This is a genomic window from Filomicrobium sp. (assembly GCF_025698805.1).
In the GTDB taxonomy this organism is placed as follows: Bacteria; Pseudomonadota; Alphaproteobacteria; order Rhizobiales; family Hyphomicrobiaceae; genus Filomicrobium; species Filomicrobium insigne.
The window spans coordinates 650,753-668,694 of sequence record NZ_JAILWT010000003.1 but is presented as its reverse complement, the minus strand read 5'-3'; the positions used below and the strand labels follow the sequence as shown (position 1 = coordinate 668,694).

General features: G+C 57.1%; 12 protein-coding genes. 9 read left to right on the top strand and 3 right to left on the bottom strand.

Annotated elements, in window-relative coordinates:
• The first annotated feature begins 174 nt into the window (after window positions 1–174).
• The 5 genes from K5845_RS10505 (at window position 175) to K5845_RS10485 (ending at window position 9,703) form a co-directional block, all read left to right on the top strand.
• Window positions 175–1,656, top strand: coding sequence for a circularly permuted type 2 ATP-grasp protein (locus tag K5845_RS10505; protein ID WP_287958950.1), 1,482 nt, complete (start codon window positions 175–177; stop codon window positions 1,654–1,656).
• Entirely contained in the window at window positions 1,653–2,696 is a 1,044-nt protein-coding gene (locus tag K5845_RS10500) for an alpha-E domain-containing protein (RefSeq protein ID WP_287958949.1), read from the top strand. Before K5845_RS10505 ends, K5845_RS10500 begins: the two co-directional genes overlap by 4 nt.
• A gap of 54 nt (window positions 2,697–2,750) precedes the next feature.
• Window positions 2,751–6,047 (top strand): transglutaminase family protein, encoded by a 3,297-nt coding sequence (locus tag K5845_RS10495; RefSeq protein WP_287958948.1) that lies wholly within the window; start codon window positions 2,751–2,753, stop codon window positions 6,045–6,047.
• Window positions 6,048–6,287: 240 nt separating this feature from the next.
• Entirely contained in the window at window positions 6,288–8,831 is a 2,544-nt protein-coding gene (locus K5845_RS10490) for a circularly permuted type 2 ATP-grasp protein (protein WP_287958947.1), read from the top strand.
• Complete coding sequence (locus tag K5845_RS10485; protein WP_046479217.1) at window positions 8,828–9,703, top strand: transglutaminase family protein; 876 nt, start codon at window positions 8,828–8,830, stop codon at window positions 9,701–9,703. Before K5845_RS10490 ends, K5845_RS10485 begins: the two co-directional genes overlap by 4 nt.
• Here K5845_RS10485 and K5845_RS10480 read toward each other — a convergent pair.
• The gene (locus K5845_RS10480) at window positions 9,700–10,788 is read right to left on the bottom strand and encodes a zinc-binding metallopeptidase family protein (RefSeq protein WP_287958946.1); all 1,089 of its coding nucleotides are present in this window, start codon (window positions 10,786–10,788) and stop codon (window positions 9,700–9,702) included. The two genes, K5845_RS10485 and K5845_RS10480, sit on opposite strands and share 4 nt — an antisense overlap.
• 123 nt (window positions 10,789–10,911) lie before the next feature.
• Between K5845_RS10480 and K5845_RS10475 the strand changes: the two genes are divergently transcribed.
• From K5845_RS10475 to K5845_RS10460, 4 genes are all read left to right on the top strand, one after another.
• Entirely contained in the window at window positions 10,912–12,045 is a 1,134-nt protein-coding gene (locus tag K5845_RS10475) for a threonine synthase (RefSeq protein ID WP_502814132.1), read from the top strand.
• A gap of 173 nt (window positions 12,046–12,218) precedes the next feature.
• The gene (locus K5845_RS10470) at window positions 12,219–13,163 is read left to right on the top strand and encodes a GGDEF domain-containing protein (protein WP_046479215.1); all 945 of its coding nucleotides are present in this window, start codon (window positions 12,219–12,221) and stop codon (window positions 13,161–13,163) included.
• Window positions 13,164–13,346: 183 nt separating this feature from the next.
• Window positions 13,347–13,784, top strand: a complete 438-nt coding sequence (locus K5845_RS10465; protein ID WP_046479214.1) for a universal stress protein — start codon at window positions 13,347–13,349, stop codon at window positions 13,782–13,784.
• An 86-nt stretch (window positions 13,785–13,870) separates the two neighbouring features.
• A complete protein-coding gene (locus tag K5845_RS10460; RefSeq protein ID WP_046479213.1) occupies window positions 13,871–14,050 on the top strand; it encodes a DUF1328 domain-containing protein in 180 nt (59 codons plus the stop codon).
• 132 nt (window positions 14,051–14,182) lie between these two features.
• On the opposite strand, the gene K5845_RS10455 is transcribed toward K5845_RS10460, so the two are convergent.
• Together K5845_RS10455 and K5845_RS10450 are read right to left on the bottom strand one after the other, a co-directional pair.
• Complete coding sequence (locus K5845_RS10455; RefSeq protein WP_046479212.1) at window positions 14,183–15,598, bottom strand: sensor histidine kinase; 1,416 nt, start codon at window positions 15,596–15,598, stop codon at window positions 14,183–14,185.
• 454 nt (window positions 15,599–16,052) lie between these two features.
• A complete protein-coding gene (locus K5845_RS10450) occupies window positions 16,053–17,711 on the bottom strand; it encodes a CHASE domain-containing protein (protein WP_160298704.1) in 1,659 nt (552 codons plus the stop codon).
• Window positions 17,712–17,942: the final 231 nt, after the last annotated feature.

Below are 17,942 nucleotides of genomic sequence, written 5' to 3'. Positions count from 1 at the left end.
AGTTTTGCTACGATAATCGGGAACACGATGCGTTATTGGCGCGTTGTCTGCTTATATATTCAGCACATCGCCCAAAAGACTATCGTTGCGGCTAACGATTGCCTGGGTGATACTGCGATTGCTTAGCAATAAGACAGCTAATGCTCTCCACAGGCTCAAGCTACAGAGCAATCGATGGCAACAATTGCAGCCTTGACGGATCCGACCCAGCCAGCACCCTTCGATAATTATGATCCAAGGGGTCACTATTGCGAACTCCTCGGCACGAAACTGGAACCCGGAAGCAGCGCCATAGGCATCTGGCAGCGTCTTCAGTCTCTCGGCCTCGACGCGTTGCAAACGCGAGCCGCTGAAGCGGCTAATGAACTCTTCAATTTAGGTATTACATTCACCGTCTATACCGAGCGCACGGCGATAGACCGTATTCTTCCCTTCGACGTGATCCCCCGTATCATTCCGGCCAATGAGTGGGACCTGTTGGAAAAGGGAATTCAGCAGCGGGTGAAAGCGCTGAATCTCTTTTTATGGGACGTCTACCACGAACGGAAAATCCTTCGCGATGGCGTCATTCCAGCCAATCTCGTTTTGAAAAATGCCAATTACCGCGAAGAAATGATTGGCCTCGATCCGCCATGCGGCACTTACATCCACATTAACGGCACAGATATTATTCGTGACGCCAATGGAGAGTTTCTGGTCCTTGAGGACAATGGCCGCGCGCCTTCTGGCGTCTCATACGTCGTAGAAAACCGCCACTTGATGCAGCGGGCCTTCCCCGATCTCATGCAGGGGTTGAAGGTGCGTTCGGTCTCCGACTATGGCGAACGCCTCCATCACAAGCTGGCGGAAGTCGCGCCAGAGGGCGTGACTGATCCCACGGTCGTTCTTCTGTCGCCGGGAGTCTACAACTCGGCGTACTTCGAACACATCTTCCTCGCCCGCGAAATGGGCGTCCCGCTGATCGAGGGCCGTGACCTGATCGTCGAGAACGATCGCGTCTTTATGAAAACCGTTGCCGGATTAGAGCCGGTCCATGTCATCTATCGTCGTCTAAATGACGATTTCCTCGATCCAGAGGCATTCAGTCCCGAGAGCATGCTTGGGGCCGCGGGGCTCATGCGCGCGGCGCGCCGTGGTAATGTCACGCTCGCCAATGCCGTCGGAACTGGCGTTGCGGACGACAAGGCGGTTTATGCTTATGTGCCGCGCATTATCCAGTACTACCTCAACGAAGAGCCGATCCTCGGGAACGTTGAGACACACATCTGCGCGGAGAAGGAAGGGCTATCCTATACGCTCGCCAACTTGGACAAGCTGGTGGTTAAGCCGGTCGGTGAATCGGGAGGCTACGGTATCGTCGTTGGTCCGAAGGCGACACGAGCCGAGCTCGACGAGGCCCGCGAGGGCATCCTGCGCGATCCGGCGAACTTCATCGCGCAACCAATGATAGACCTCTCCGTCTGCCCCACCCTGACCGAACACGGTTTGCGCCCACGACATGTCGATCTGCGGCCCTATGCGATTACGGGACGTGACACCTGGGTGCTTCCCGGCGGCCTGACCCGAGTGGCGTTGAAGGAAGGGTCAATCATCGTCAATTCATCGCAAGGCGGCGGCACGAAGGATACGTGGGTGTTGAAGGAGGCGTGTAAGTGAGTCTGCTGGCGCGCTACGCAGAGCACTTGTTCTGGATGGCCCGTTATATGGAGCGGGCTGACAGTCTCGCCCGAATTATTGAAACGCATGCGGCCTACGATCGAGGGCGCGAGTCCGAGACGTCGTGGAAGTGGCTCGTGCAGCTCTACGCAGATGACGAGGAGTTCGAGGAAAAATACACCGACGCATCTCAGCGTAACGTCCTGCATTTTTATATCCGAGACCTGGACCATCCAGGTTCGATTTTGTCGGCTATAAAGGCGGCGCGGGAGAACGCGCGCGCACTCCGGGCCTATCTGCCGACAGAGATGTGGTCGCAGCTCAACGAGTTCTACAATCGCATCATGCTGACAGGCGAAGCGGAAATCGACATCGTGCACCTCTCGCGCACGTGTGGCATGATCAAGAGCGGTTGCCAGGCTCAGTTTGGTGTCGCCGACAGCACGCTTTATCGCGATGAAGGCTGGCGCTTCTACGGCCTGGGCCAATTTCTTGAACGTGCCGACCAGACGAGCCGGCTGCTCGATGTGAAGTTCGCACAGCTCGCTGCCGAAGAGTCTCCGCAAGACCGCATCGCCGACACGACATTTTGGGCATTGGTTTTGCGCTCGGCGTCCGCGTATCAGGCATTCCAGAGGATCGAAGCCTGCCGCGTCGACCCGGATCGCATCGCTGTCTTCTTACTTCTCAACCCAAGCCATCCGCGCTCCGTTTCCTTCTGCACCCATCAGATGGAACGCCTGCTGCACGAACTACGTATGCGGTGTCGATTGGCGAGGACAGGACGTGCGTTGCATCATCTCGATGAATTGACGGCATACCTGCAGGTGGCTCAGCAGCATGCCGATCTGGTCGGGAACCTGCATGCCTTCAACGACGGCCTTCAGCGGCGCCTCAACGCAATTGCCGATGAATTGGGGGCGACGTTCTTCGGATACGCACCGCATCAACCAATCGTCCAGACACCAGAGCCGGGAATGCCTGTGATCGGAAATGTGACGCAGAGCCAAAGTCAGAGCCAAGGCTCGGCGCCCTCCTAAGCACGCTCCCCCGACCGAAATGTCTTCGTTGCTGCAACCTCATCATCGGTCTCCATGCTTCATGTCGCACTGACTCACCGGACCACATATCGCTACGACCGGACAATCAACATGGGCCCGCAGATTATCCGTCTGCGTCCTGCCCCACATTGTCGAACACCGATTTTGAGCTACTCGCTCACATTGTCCCCGAAGTCGCATTGGCTCAATTGGCAACAGGATCCGTTCGGTAATTTCCTGGCCCGGGTCGTGTTGCCGGAACCGACGGATGAGTTCTCGGTAACGGTTGATCTGATCGCCGATATGGCCGTCATCAATCCGTTCGACTTCTTCATCGAAGAGAGCGCGGCGGAATGGCCATTTGCCTACGATCCGGCTCTGCAAAGGGAACTTCAGCCCTACCTGTTGCCGGAAGAGATGAGCCCCGAGCTGAAGGCTTACCTTGCGACCATCGATCGTTCTGCGAAAACGACGATCGATTTTGTCTGCGACCTGAACCGCCAACTGCAATCCGCCGTGCGGTATCTGATCCGGATGGAGCCAGGCGTCCAGACGCCGGAGACAACGCTGACCAACGCCTCCGGCTCGTGCCGGGATAGCGCCTGGCTGCTTGTTCAGATCCTGAGAAATCTCGGATTGGCGGCGCGCTTCGTCTCTGGCTACCTGATCCAGCTGAAGCCGGATGTGAAAGCCCTCGAGGGGCCATCCGGGGCCGAAACGGATTTCACGGATCTGCATGCCTGGGCCGAAGTTTACGTTCCGGGCGCTGGGTGGATCGGCCTCGACCCGACGTCCGGCCTCTTAGCCGGAGAAGGCCATATTCCGCTAGCCGCGACACCGCATCCCGTGAGCGCGGCGCCCATTACAGGCGCGCATGAAAAAGCCGAAGTCGAGTTCGACTTCGAAATGGCCGTAACACGCGTGCGCGAAACGCCGCGCGTGACAAAGCCATACGACGATGCTCAGTGGCAAGACATCGTGAATGCAGGTCGCGCCGTCGATGTGCAGTTGAGCAAAGGCGACGTGCGCTTGTCGATGGGCGGTGAACCGACATTCGTCGCTGTCGACGACATGGATGGCGCCGAATGGAATACGGCGGCAGTCGGACCGACCAAACGGCGGTACGCAGAGGATCTTGTGCGTCGTCTGCGCGACCGCTTCGCGCCGGGCGGCCTGCTGCACTACGGTCAGGGCAAATGGTATCCTGGTGAAGAGCTCCCGCGTTGGTCCTTCTCGATTTATTGGCGCGCTGATCAGGAACCGCTTTGGACCGATGAAGCGCTCATAGCTCCCGAGGCGCAAGAGGGGCCACCACCCACAAAGCTGGACGCGGAAAAATTCACGAAAGCGTTGTGCGATGAACTGGGCTTGCCCAACGATAGCGGGATTCCCGCATACGAAGATGTCGCTCACTTCATGCTCATTGAGCAGAAGTTACCGATCAACCTGACGCCGGAAGACAACAAGCTCGAAAACGAAGCCGACCGCGCCCGTCTTATCCGGGTCTTTGAGCGCGGGCTAGGAACTCCGGTGGGCTATGTTTTACCTATTCAGGCGTGGCAGACGCACGACCGCGGCCGGCGTTGGGTCACCGAACGCTGGGCGCTACGGCGGGACAAACTTTTCCTCACGCCGGGCGACTCCCCGATCGGCTTCCGGTTACCTTTAGCCTCGCTGAACTACGCAGCCCCCGTCGACTACCCACAAGTCATCCCTCGCGATCCGCAAGTGCCCCGCGAGCCGCTGCCGCAACGGCAAGTGCTTTTGCAGCGTCGACGCACAGTGACGCTTACGGCGCAACAGCCCGTGACAGCACCGGAGAAGGATGAAATTTATGGGGCCGTGCGCACGGCCCTTGCCGTCGAGCCGCGAGATGGCCGCGTATGTGTATTCATGCCTCCGCTTGAGGACGCTGAAGACTATGCTGCCCTCGCAGGTGCGATTGAGGGAGCGGCTGGAAAAACGGGAGTAAAGGTCCACATCGAGGGGTATTCCCCACCTCACGATAGCCGATTGAACGAAATCAAGGTCACGCCGGACCCCGGCGTCATTGAGGTCAACACGCAGCCGGTGAGTTCCTGGGCGGAGGCTCTCAAAGTGACGGAGGGGCTATATGAAGATGCACATCAGTGCTGGCTCGGTACAGAGAAGTTCATGCTCGACGGCCGGCATACGGGTACGGGGGGCGGCAATCACATCGTGTTGGGTGGGCTGACGCCGGCCGACAGTCCATTCTTGCGCCGGCCGGATCTGTTGGCGAGCCTTGTCGCCTATTGGCAGAACCATCCCTCACTGTCCTATCTATTCTCCGGGATGTTCATCGGCCCCACCTCCCAGGCTCCGCGTGTTGATGAAGCGCGGCACGAAAGTCTGTACGAGCTGGAAATCGCGCTTGCCCAGGTGCCGGGCCCCGGGGAGGGGCACCTGCCACCCTGGCTCGTCGACCGTATCTTTAGAAACCTGCTCATCGATGTAACGGGCAACACCCATCGTGCCGAAATCTGCATCGATAAGCTGTATTCGCCCGATGGCCCGACCGGTCGCCTGGGCCTCGTGGAATTTCGATCGTTTGAAATGCCGCCGCACCCGCGCATGAGCTTGGCGCAACAACTACTTCTGCGGGCGCTCATCGCGTGGTTCTGGGAAACGCCTTATCGTCGGCCTCTCGTCCGTTGGGGCACGTCACTCCATGATCGTTTCATGCTGCCTCACTTCGTGTGGTCGGATTTTGCGGATGTTGTGGCTGATTTGCGAGCCGCGGGCCTTCCCATCGAGCTATCCTGGTTCGAGCCCCACTTTGAGTTCCGTTTCCCGCGCTATGGCCAGGTTGCGACCCACGGATTGACGGTTGAGTTACGCCAGGCGCTCGAACCCTGGCACGTTATGGGAGAGGAAGGTGCTGTCGGCGGCACCGCGCGTTACGTCGACTCCTCGCTTGAGCGTGTCCAGATCAAGGTCACAGGGCAGTCGGACAACCGCTTTGAAATCACCTGCAATGGGGTGAAGCTCCCCCTGACCAAAACGGGTGGTGCGGGCGAAGCGGTCGCAGGGATACGTTACCGGGCGTGGCAGCCACCCTCATGCCTCCATCCCACGATTGGACCACACGTGCCCTTGACCATCGACATCTACGACACCTGGAGCGGCCGTGCCGTAGCCGGATGTCGCTATCATGTGTCGCATCCAGGCGGCCGCAATTTCGAAAACTTTCCGGTCAATGCGTTTGAGGCGGAGGGACGGCGGTTGGCCAGATTCGAGGGGAATGGCCACACGGCAGGAGCCACCACGCCGATCAATCCTCCCAGAAATCCGGACTATCCGGTCACCCTGGACCTGCGTCTTGTGCGCTAATTCGACCCGTATGAGCATAAATCTGCGCCGAATCTGCCGAAACATAGGCCAAGTGTATTCATTTGGTCACGTTGATTGGCAAAGCAGCCTCCTATAATCGGACAGCTTGGGGCGAGTCGTCGGTAAGTAGAAGCCAGCCGAAAGCACGTTTCTTGAAAGACATGGCGCGAACTCAAAAGGACGCGCAATGTATTCCCTACGTGACCATGAGTACCTGCGGTGACCTGGAGCACCGAATAGATGACGATGAGTGCACAGCAAGCCTTGCCCCCTAGTGGGAGCTTGTTAGCCGGTTACCGGCCCATCGCAGGCGTTCGTGATGAACTGCTCGATGAGCACGGCCGGCTCCGGGATCATTGGGCTGATGTGCTAGAAGCTCTTGAAGGTCTCGGTGATCACGAGCGGCATCAGCGCTCTGACCGTCTTAACCATCGCGTTCGCGAACTCGGCATAGCGAATGATATCTACGCTGACCCGAGCAACACCGAACAACCCTGGCATCTGGATCTCATTCCGCTGATCATTTCTCCCGCTGAGTGGCGTTGGCTTGAAGCGGCGATGATCCAGCGCGCGCGCCTGATGGACGAGATCCTCAAGGACGTCTACGGCGAACAAAACCTCATGCGGCGCAACCTTTTGCCGCCATCTCTCGTATTCTCCGACCCGGCGTTTCTGCGCCCTTGCGTTGGTATAAAACCGACAGGCTCCCCCCTTCAATTTTACGCAGCGGATATCGCACGCGGCGCGGACGGCATGTGGCGGATCATAGATAGCCATGCCGAAACGATGGCCGGCATCGGCTTCGCACTAGCCAATCGCGTTGTGCTGACCCAGGTCGCTGGCGACCTGTCTAAAACCGCAAATATCATGCGCCTGTCGTCGTTTTTCAGCGACATGCAGGCCAGCCTCTTCGCACGGTCGGAAAGACCTGATCCCCGCATTGCACTGCTGACGTCAGGGCCGACGAATAGCGATTATTTCTCGCACGCCTACATCGCTCGATATCTTGGGTGCCTCCTTGTTGAGGGAGGCGACCTCAGCGTGGTGAACGAGCGTCTGTACTTGAAGACGCTTGAGGGATTGAAGGCCATCGATCAAGTGGTGCGCTGCACCGAGGCGGCCTCGTCTGATCCGCTCGAATTGAACCCCAGCTATTTCGGCGGCCCGGTAGGGTTGGTTCAAGCTGCCCAATACAACCCGGATTTGATCGTCAACGCTCTGGGATCAGCGATCGTCGAAAACCGTGGTTTGAGCGGTTACCTTCCGAGACTGTGCCAGGAACTGCTCGGCGAACCCCTGACGTTAGGAGATGCGCCGCGTTATTGGCTGGGTGATGCGGAGGCCCGCGAGCAAGTGCTGCGGAATCCGGACAAATGGATTTTCCGCGCCGCGCACGAAGGAACAGGACGACCCGGCCGTGCAACAGCGGGCCGCATTCTTTCCGCACTCGATTCCGGGACGACCGAGTCGCTCCGCACAGAGGTTGAACTGTTCGGTCAGTCCATGGTCGCGGAAGCACCCGTAGGGTTCGCAACGACACCCTCGCTGGGAGAGAACGGTCTGCATCCCGTGCCGTACGCCGTTCGCATATTCGTCAGCGCGACTGAGGACGGGTATCGGGTGATGCCCGGTGGCATTGCGATGACCGTGGAGACCCAATCCGTCGCGCTGAGCGCCCCCTCTGCATTGACCCGAGACGTCTGGATCAGTTCCGATACCCGTAGCCGCCCGCACACGAGCTTGTGGCGTCCGGCAATAGAAACAGCCACCGTAGATCGGTCGCAGCGCGCGCTGCAAAGCCGCGTCGCCGACAACCTATTTTGGCTGGGACGTTACGCCGAACGGACGGATTGGATTATGCGAGCGCTGCGGAGTGCTCTGGAGCGGCTTGATCAGGATGTGGGGGCTTCGCCTGACGGACCGCGAGCGGCACGGCGCTGTTTGTCCAGTTTGATTGCGCGCGACAGCGACGTGGACCTGCCGGGGCCTGAAGTATCCGACATCGATGCGTTGAACTGGATGATCGGCCAGCTGCTCTGCAATGACACCCACGTCTGCGGCCTCATCCAAACCGTCGAGGCACTTCATCGGACACTCGGACATATTCGGGATCGGCTATCACTCGAAGCATGGCGCACGCTCAGACGGCTTCGCGCAGCGGATTTGCGTGGCGTCGCACGTATCGACGCGCTGGAATGGCTTGAAGATGGGCTGACCTCCATTGCCGCGTTTAATGGCCTGGTCCACGAGAACATGACACGCAACTTCGGTTGGGCTTTCCTCGATATGGGAAGGCGGCTGGAGCGCGCTTACAATCTCTCAGAAGCGATCGATGCCCTGATCGTGAAAAGCGAAGAACATTCCTCCGCGGAATTGGTTCTTTTGCTTGAACTGGGCGATAGCTTTATGACGTATCGCTCCCGTTATCGTCTCGAGCCAATGCTGCATCTTGTGCTAGATTTACTGTGCCTCGACGAAGCAAATCCGCGGAGCATAGCGTTCCAGCTCGCTGCTATTTCAAACCATCTCGAGCACCTGCCCAAGGGGCGGCTCGGAAATACCCTTTCGGAGGAGCGGCGTCTAGTGCTGGGGCTGCGGACTTCGGTCCAGCTCGCGCAGGCCGAATTGCTGGCCGACAAGAGTGGCGATAGCCAGCTCCGGGATGTTCTAACCGAACAAATGGACAAGCTTCCGCGATTGTCCGATGCCATAATGCGTAGTTATTTTAATCCGAGCGACGAGCGTCCAAGTCGTGTGTTCACACGGTTAGAGCCCACTCAATGAAGTTCGACGTCAGTCACAAGACTGTCTACAATTATTCAGCAATGGTCTCCCACTCCAGCCATTGCGTGCACCTGACGCCCCGCCCTATCGCCCGTCAGACTGTCGAGCGTCACAGTCTGATGATCGAGCCGGCGCCGACGACCCGCATCGATAGGATTGATTACTTCGGCAATCCTGTCTCGATCCTTAGCATCGACGGGGCGCATTCCGAATTCGTCGTCCATGCCCGTTCTACGATCGTCGCAGAACCTCCAGAGCCCGTTGATCCAGAAGCGACTTGCGCGTGGGAAGATGTGCAGCAACGCGTGACGACAGGGAACGGCGACTTGGACCTTGATGTGATCCAGTACTTGTCACCGTCGCGGCTGACACAGCCAATACCGGCGATTCTGACTTATGCGCGCCCGTCGTTTCCGGAGCGGCGGCCAGCCATCGCGGCAGCCTGGGATCTTGCGCAACGCATTTTTCAAGACTTCAAGTTCGACGCGACCGCCACGGATCTCTCTACGCCGCTCAGTGAAGTCCTGCGGAACCGCCGCGGTGTTTGTCAGGATTTCTCGCATCTGATGCTGTCTTGCTTGCGCGCGATGCATCTCCCGGCACGCTACGTGAGCGGTTACATATTGACGAAGCCACCTGAAGGGGGCGAGCGGTTGCAGGGTGCCGATGCCTCCCATGCATGGGTGTCGATTTGGGCGCCGGAATGCGGTTGGGTCGATATGGATCCGACCAACAAGATCATGCCAGGCGAGGAGCACATCACCATCGCCTATGGCCGTGACTATGATGATGTGTGTCCGATCAGTGGCGTCCTGTTGGGCGGACGCGAGCACGGGGTACGTGTCGCCGTTGACGTCGTACCCACTAGCTAGTGATTGGAAAGGCTAGGCAGAACCTTTTGCTCACCATGCCAGCCGCTTGCCCGGCGGACGGCCCGCTCTTTTCCCACAGCTTGCACCAAGCCGTGAACAAAGGCCATTTTCTCCAGCGCCGCTGACGGGTTGACGAAAGGATAGAAATCCTGATGCCCCATGCTGCGACTGAGGCTGTTGAGCGCCAGTGTCAGAGGCACCCACCGTTCAATGAGATCATCGAAGGCTTCTGCTGAATAGCTGTCAAACCTATTGGCGGAATCTTGATCGTTGGCGAGCGTAATGCCATTTGCCTCGGCGGTGTCGACAGCGTCGATTATGTGCAGATAATGCGCCCAGGTCTCTGCCCAGTCTTCCCACGGATGTGAACTGGCATACGCCGACACATAGCTGGATTGCCAGTCAGTCGGCGGACCTGCCGCACGATACTGTGAGAGCGCGCACTCATAGTCGATGCGTTCATCTCCAAACAAGCGCCTGAACTTATCGATGTGCGGCGTACGGTCGACAAGAATTGTCCAGTAGTAATGGCCGCTTTCATGCCGGAGGTGACCGAGAAGGGACCGATAGGGTTCAGCAAATAGCTGACGCGCACGCTCACGCTCCACGGCATCGGCTTCCGCCAGGTTGACGGTAATCAAGCCATCTGCATGACCCGTCATCGCCCCGCTGACAAAATCGAACTTCAATCCGGGTTTGCCATCGATCTCCTCGTCGAAGGGAAGGGAGAGCCGCATCAAAGCATAGATAAGCCGCTTCTTGGCATCCTCGAGAGCTGCCCATGCGGCGGTGCTACCGTTATCGGAAAGGTTGGGAATGGTTCTGTTGAGGTCACATGCTCGGCATAGACCGCTTAAGTCCCCCCGCCGCATCAGCCAATTACACACGCCATGCTGTGAATTGCTGCAATAATGAACCCTGAGGGGCTGCTCACCGATCGTTTCCAACTCATTATCTGGCGTGGGCTGCAGCGCGGACATCGTCAGCCGCTCGGGGAGAAAACCAAGCGGGCTACCGCACCGCACACAATGCACGTTCTGAAAATAAACGATGTGCCCGCAATTCGAGCAGTTGAATTTCTGCATGGAACAACGATACCCTAATGTCGGGTAACCCCGGTTGAGTTGAAGAAAACCGTCCTGAATAACGTACGAGCAATCTGATGGGTTGCGCCGCCTGCTTCAAAAGCGAATGAGGTCATGACTGCCGTGGGCAGCGAACCTTGCTACTCTGACCCCGTCACGGGACGCCACTATGCACTTGGCGACCCCCGTTGGCGGTCGGATGATGGCCACCCCTTATCGATCATCGAGCTATGCGGTTTGCGTGCTTCCGAAATCGACGTGTCGGAACGCAGTCTTTGGCGCTATCGCAAGGCCTTACCGATTCCGATCGCAAACCCCGTCTGTCTGGGAGAGGGTGTTACCCCCCTTATCCAGCGTACATGGAATGGCCGCCAGTGCCATTTTAAACTGGAATGGTTCGCCCCGACCGGGAGCTTCAAGGACCGTGGCGCATCTGTGATGGTCTCGTTCCTGCAGCAGCTAGGCATCGCCGCTATTTTGGAGGATAGCTCGGGAAATGGCGGAGCGGCGATTGCCGCCTACGGCGCGGCTGCGGGAATGCGCGTCAAGATACTTGCACCGGCTAATGCCCAACCCCCCAAGATCGCCCAGATCAAGGCGTACGGAGCTGAAGTACAACTCGTGGAGGGGCCACGGGAAGCCACGGAAGCTGAAGCGATCCGCCAGTCTTCGGAAGTTTTCTACGCCAGTCACAACTGGCATCCCTTTTTTTTGCAAGGAACGAAAACTCTCGGCTACGAGCTCTGGGAGGATCTGGGCTTTCATCCGCCAGATAACATCATCATACCGACAGGCGCAGGCAGCAACGTTCTCGGGTGCGACCTAGCGTTCACAGAGTTGATGCGAGCGGACCAAATTCATACGCTGCCGAGACTTTTCGCAGCTCAGCCAGAAAATTGCGCACCGATACATGCACACTATCAGGCTGACAGGCACGCGATGGATGCGTTGCATTTCGCGCCGACCGTCGCTGAGGGCGCGTCTATAAAGAACCCGGTGCGTCTCGGTTCTGTACTTAAAGCGATACGACGTTCAGGCGGAAACACGGTCGCCGTGAGCGAGGCCCAGATCGTCGCGGCGTGCCGGGGGTTGGCAGCCCAAGGACTCTATGTTGAACCTACCAGTGCAGTGGCCGCGGCCGCCTTTGATTTGTTGTGTCGGCGTGGGGAAATCGGTCCCGACGAAACGACGGTCGTCGTGCTGACGGGCAGTGGACTTAAGGCCTCAGCATTTATGACAGAGCTCTTTTCTCACTGACGAACGGGGACTCTTATGAGCGAATCCTAGCGACGTCAGCAACGTGAAATTGAAAACAAAACACATAAAAATCAAAATGTTATATAGATCACATGTAATCGTAAATTAGCAATTTGTAAACCGAGGTGCATCTACCGTCCGTCACTGTTCCCGACACAGATGGTGGTAACGCGATGGCTACATTGCAGGCGGCTGACTATTCCGCCCGGTGCATCCCCCGACTGTTCCATGAGATCGTCGAAGGCAGTGTCGATGCCGTCGTCGTTGCTAATGAGGGTCACACGATCGGCTACGTCAACGCGGCGGCCGAAACATTGTTTGGTTATAGGCGCGAAGAACTCGTGGGGCAGCCGCTGGATATGCTCATCCCTCGCGCTGACCGGCGACACCGTCGACACTTGATCGAGCGCCTGAGTGCGTCTCCCACATCCAGATTTCTGTATTCAGACCATCATCATACGTTTTACGCGCTGAGGGCGAGCGGAGAAGCCTTCCCAGTCGAGATTTCTATCCTCAAGACGAAGGATGAATTGGGAGTGCGTTTCATCGCGTTCGTCCGCGACCTCACCAGACAGAAAGAGCTTGAGGCGAGCCTTGAGCGTCTCGCGAGCACGGACCCATTGACCGGGACACGCAATCGTCGTGCATTCTTGGAGGAAGCTCGGAAGGAACGTTTGCGCTGGAGGCGCTTTGGCGAGCCGCTGTCCTTGGCAATGATCGACCTGGATTGTTTCAAGAGCATCAACGACCGATTTGGTCACGTCTATGGAGATCAGGCGCTCAAACATTTTGTCACGACCGTCAACAGTACAATCCGGGAAGTCGACATCTTCGGGCGTTGGGGTGGGGAAGAGTTTGCGTTGCTTTTGCCCGCGACATGCCTGCGTAATGCAGCAGTCGTTGCAGAGCGCATCAGAGCGCGCGTACAGGCAGCAACACCGCCGCGAGAGCCCCGCTGCGCCTCCGGATGTGCACAGATAACGGCGAGTATTGGTGTCTCAACCTTTGTAAGTGATCAGGACACGATCGAAAGCATCATAAACCGTGCCGACCGTATGCTCTATATGGCCAAATCGTCAGGCAGAAATTGCGTCTGCCTTGATACCCGTGGCGATTGATCACTAGCCTCTGGTAAAATCCGACTCCGAGTACGATCTAAACTCCGTATGCATAGTTTGATTGCGGAGGGGGCGAGCGCCGTCAAAATTTGATCGTCGCGACGCTGGGACCGGATTGGTGTACGCCAAGTCGAAGGCAGAGGAAATGTTCGCCGGGACGCCGGCGTGGAGAAGGAGACAGCTATGTACAAACATATTTTGGTGGCAACGGATGGATCGGAGCCGGCCGAGCGCGCGATGCGCGATGGCTTTCAACTGGCGAAACTGCTGGGCGCTAAGGTCTCGGCCATAACCGTCTCAAGGCCGTGGCAGGCCGTAGCGCCGGGCGAGCTTATGGTGGCATTCCCGGAAGAGGAATACATGCAAGGTATTCAGCAACTCGCGGAAGAGAATTTGAAGAAGGTCACGGAGGCGGCGGCGGCAGCGGGTGTGACGTGCGAAACGATGCACGTCATTAATGATCAAGTCTATCAAGCGATCATCGATGCGGCTGAAAAGAATGGTTGCGATTTGCTCGTGTTAGGGTCACACGGCCGCACCGGACTAGCCCAGTTATTTTTAGGCAGCGAAACACAAAAAGTTCTGGCGCACACAAAAATTCCTGTCCTAGTCCATCGCTAACCGGTGGTGCGTGCCAAAGTGTGTGGAACGGAAGTAGTGATATCGCGTTTCCGATCTACAGACTACGCAACAACGGAGAGTGGATCATGCTTGGTTGGGCCGTCCTATTCCTAGTGATTGCGCTGGTCGCAGCAGCACTTGGATTTGGTGGAGTAGCTGCAGTATCAGTGGAAATCGCGCAAATCGTCTTTTGGGTTTTTATCGTTCTGTTCGTCATTTCTCTGATATACGGGCTGATAAGTGGGCGACGTCCACCAGCTGTCTGACGAAAAGAATGTGCCGGGCGTGTCGCATGCGCCCGGTTTTTTTTATGTTGAATCCAATAATTCCTGAAATTCATTCCAGGCTAAGAAAATCCTGAAACTTTGAGACGGCACAGAGGTTGAGCAGTGGCTCCCTCACGTTTCAACGTGCGCCATGCTCACATCGATTTTGCAAACGACGCCTTCCGGTAGATAGTTGATGACAGCATTTCCATCGAGCGCTCGCGCTAGGATCCGCTCAGTCATCGTCTGCCCGAAACCGGGTGGAGAGGTCGGAGGGGACACTTCCGGTCCATCCTTTTCTTGCCACGTAATTTTGAGCGTATTCGGATCATCCGCTGGATCGAGTGTCCAGAAGACATTGATTTGCCCCTTGGTATCGGAAAGCGCCCCGAATCGTTGCGCGTTGCGGGCAAGTTCGTGCAGGGCAAGGCCCAGGTTCTGCGCGGGTTCTGCTCTTATGCGCACACTAGGTCCCTCAAGATGGAGTCTCCTCTCCGCGCCATCCAGGTAGGGTTTTATTTGTGTGCGAACGAGTTCATCCAAGGGAATGGCGCGCCAGTCGTGCTCCACAAGGAGGTCCTGACTGCCCACCAATGCGCGAAGACGCGCATCGAATGATGCCAAGAATTCGCTTAGAGACTTTGACCGTTGCGCTGTTTGTCGCGCGATGCCGAGCAAAATCGTAAGTGTGTTTTTGGACCGGTGAGACATTTCACGCAAAACGCTACGTAAACGCTCTTCGCGTTCCTTCTGCTCAGTGACTTCCACCGCAATGGAAAGGATACCCGCGATCGACCCATCCTCATTGTGATAGGGCTCCGCGGTCAAATCGAAGTAGCGCAACTGATGGCCGTTCTGGACGATGACCTGACCGCGTTCTTCTTCGCCGGTATCGATAACTCTCTGTTTGAGAGACATCGTTTCCTCAGAAGTCTTGTTTGGCAGGATTTCGTCATCGGTCCGCCCCAGCATGTACTGAGCGTCAAAACCTGACGGAGCATTACGTATCCAGACGTAACGCAGACTAAGATCCTGCATCGATACCGTGATGTTTGTATCGCGCAGCGCTATTTCGAGCCGTTTTTTCGCTTCGTAGACCTCGCGGGACCGTACCGCGACTCTCTCCTCCAAATCCTTCCGTGTTTCGCGAAGTTTTTCGAGCGTGCGGCGGTGTGCGGCAACGCGATGTTCAAGGTCGGCACGGGACGGCATCTCGATAGCCGCACTGATCAGCAAGCACACAGCAATGGCGGCAAAAGGAGCCACGATAGCCGCACTGATCCACGCAAATTCCGCGATCTCGCTTTCTACGAGCCCATCGGGAAACAAGGGTGACAGATAGGTCGTAAGCCAGTGCGAGGTCGAAGGGAGCAGCAACGCAACGCCAGTCAGGAATGCAAACACGATCCCCAACGCCACACCCCACCACCCCGAGGGAGATAGCTCACTCAGCCGCTTTATCAGAAGGATGCTTCCAATGGCCATCACAATAAGTGCTGCGCCCACCATGGCTTGAGCTGCGATTGCGATGCCGGTTTCTGGCTCCAATTCGTTACCTGCGACTAGATATAAAAAGTTTGGGATGAAAACGGCGAGCGGACCATATCCGGACGCCCAACATGAAGACGTCAAGGCGAAGCGAAAATTAGGGACAAGTGTGCACGCCGCCTATTCTTGAAACGTTCTTTAGCATGGCAGGTTCCCTATTCCTGTTTCTCTGAGAACTCCGGAAAGTAAACATCACGTACATATAATTGCGGGAGCAACTGATTCGGGTTGCCCGGCATAGTGATTTCTCGACGAGCATAGGCAGTCCACGGAACAAAAATGCGGGACGACATCTTCCTCATCCCTTACCACTCCGCAAGTACTTGGCCGTGAGAAGTCCCCTGCAGACGAGATCACGCATCGAGGCGTCTCGGACAAGGTTAACGCGAGATCAGAAGAAGAGTTCCTTATCGTCGCGGATCGCAGGGTGAACTTGATTTCGCAGCGTGCCGGCTTAGTCGGGCAACGTAAGTTCGTCAGATTCATCCGCGCTTATGGCGGCAAGGGGGGCTGAAAATTCATAGCGTAAGCCCTCGGCGGCGAATGTGATTTTGGGCTGACTATCCGGTCCGTGCGCGAGTGATTGGCGCAAGAGCGTCTGCCCGAAGCCGCGGCGCGTAGGTTCATTGACGGGAGGCCCACCACTTTCCTGCCACTCAAATCGGCAAACGGCGTTACGGCCACGTCCGACGACGTTCCAGCGGACACTGACGCGGCCAGTCGAGTTGGACATGGCTCCATATTTTACTGCGTTCGTCGCGAGCTCGTGCAGGATAAGCGCGAGTGTTTGCGCGGTGCCGGCGCTTAGCTGAACATCGGGACCGCTGACTATAGCGCGTGCACCAAAAGCCTCGAGCTCGGCCTGGACCAATTCGCGTAGAGGAGCGCCGGACCAGGATGAATCGAGAAGGAGCGTATGGGCGCGGGCGAGTGCGTGAAGGCGCTTTGAAAAGACTTCGCGCGCCTCTTCGACATTGCGTCCGTCCGATAAGCTGCGGGTTGCAATAGATTGCACGACCGCGAGCGTGTTCTTGACCCGGTGCGCAAGCTCCCGCGTCATCAAAGACATACGTTCATTAGCTTCATCTGCCATTGCTTGGCGTTGCCCGATGGAGAGCACGAGGAATGAGAGGAGCGCGGTCGCCATCAAGCCAGCAGCTAGCAGTGTGTGGGCACCTGAATAATCAATTGATTGCTCGAACTCTGGTGTGGATTCAAAGCGCAGAAGCCAGTTTGCTCCGTACAGGTCGCGTGCAGCTTCAACACTGAACCGTGGCTTCGATCGCGCAGCGCTCATACCATCGGTAAGGTTTTCGGATTGATAGAGCTGTTTCGGATCGGCACCACCGGTGGCATCGAAGATCGCGATACTCGTGAAGCGGTCGGGGCGCGGATATTGGCGCTCGACCACACTTTTCATTAGTTCTTTCACACGCAAGGGGCTGTAGATGAACCCGCGCAGCGCCGCGCGCCGTTCTTCAACGGTACCGGTCGGCATGTTTTCGCGATAAAGCGGCAGGTAAAGTAGAAAGCCAGACGAACTGTCACTGTTCGCCTCTTTGGTTTGAAGGCTAGTAACATAACCGCTGGCCGCCGGTAATCCCGTGTCGCGCGCGCGTATCATCGCGGCTCTGCGGACAGGTTCTGACCACATGTCGAAGCCGAGAACCTCCCGGTTCTGTACAAACGGTTCGACAAAGACGACCGCAGAATAGATGTCTCGATCTTCTTTGGGCTTCAGATCGTAACTTGGGAAGCCCTCGCCCCGGACGGCAGCGATATGCGCGTCCCTTTCGGTTCTCGTCAAAACGGCAGCAAAGCCGATGCCTTTGATCCCTGGAAAATTCTCAGTAATCCGCAACGCTTCAACGTAGCGACGAAATTGAGTGCGGCTGACAGCCGGAAGGGTTTCGAAAAGGGCTTGTGTGCCCCGCAGCATATGCTCGTAAGCGGTTGTAGAACGCTCAATTTCCGCCATGAGGGCTTCGGTGCGTCCCTGAAAGACCTTTTCGGCTTGTTCCGTGACGCTGGAAACGCCAAAGCGCCAAGCTAGCGTCGTGGCCGTCAATCCGACCACGGCGACGATCATTACGGACCGTACCGTAGGCCGCATTGCTGCTCGCCAATCAGGAATATGGGATAGAAGCCGTCGAAAGGTCGGAAGCATGCGGTATAATAACTGTCCTTATGCTGCTTTTTCGGCTGAGCTCGGGTGAAAGATCTATATGGCGCCAAACAATCGCATCGTGCGTGCGTCCCGTAAAGCTGTAGGCCGCCAACCGATGAATGTTGGCTCTTCGACCGCAACTAAGGGAACTCATGCATCGCACACGCGTTCAATCAG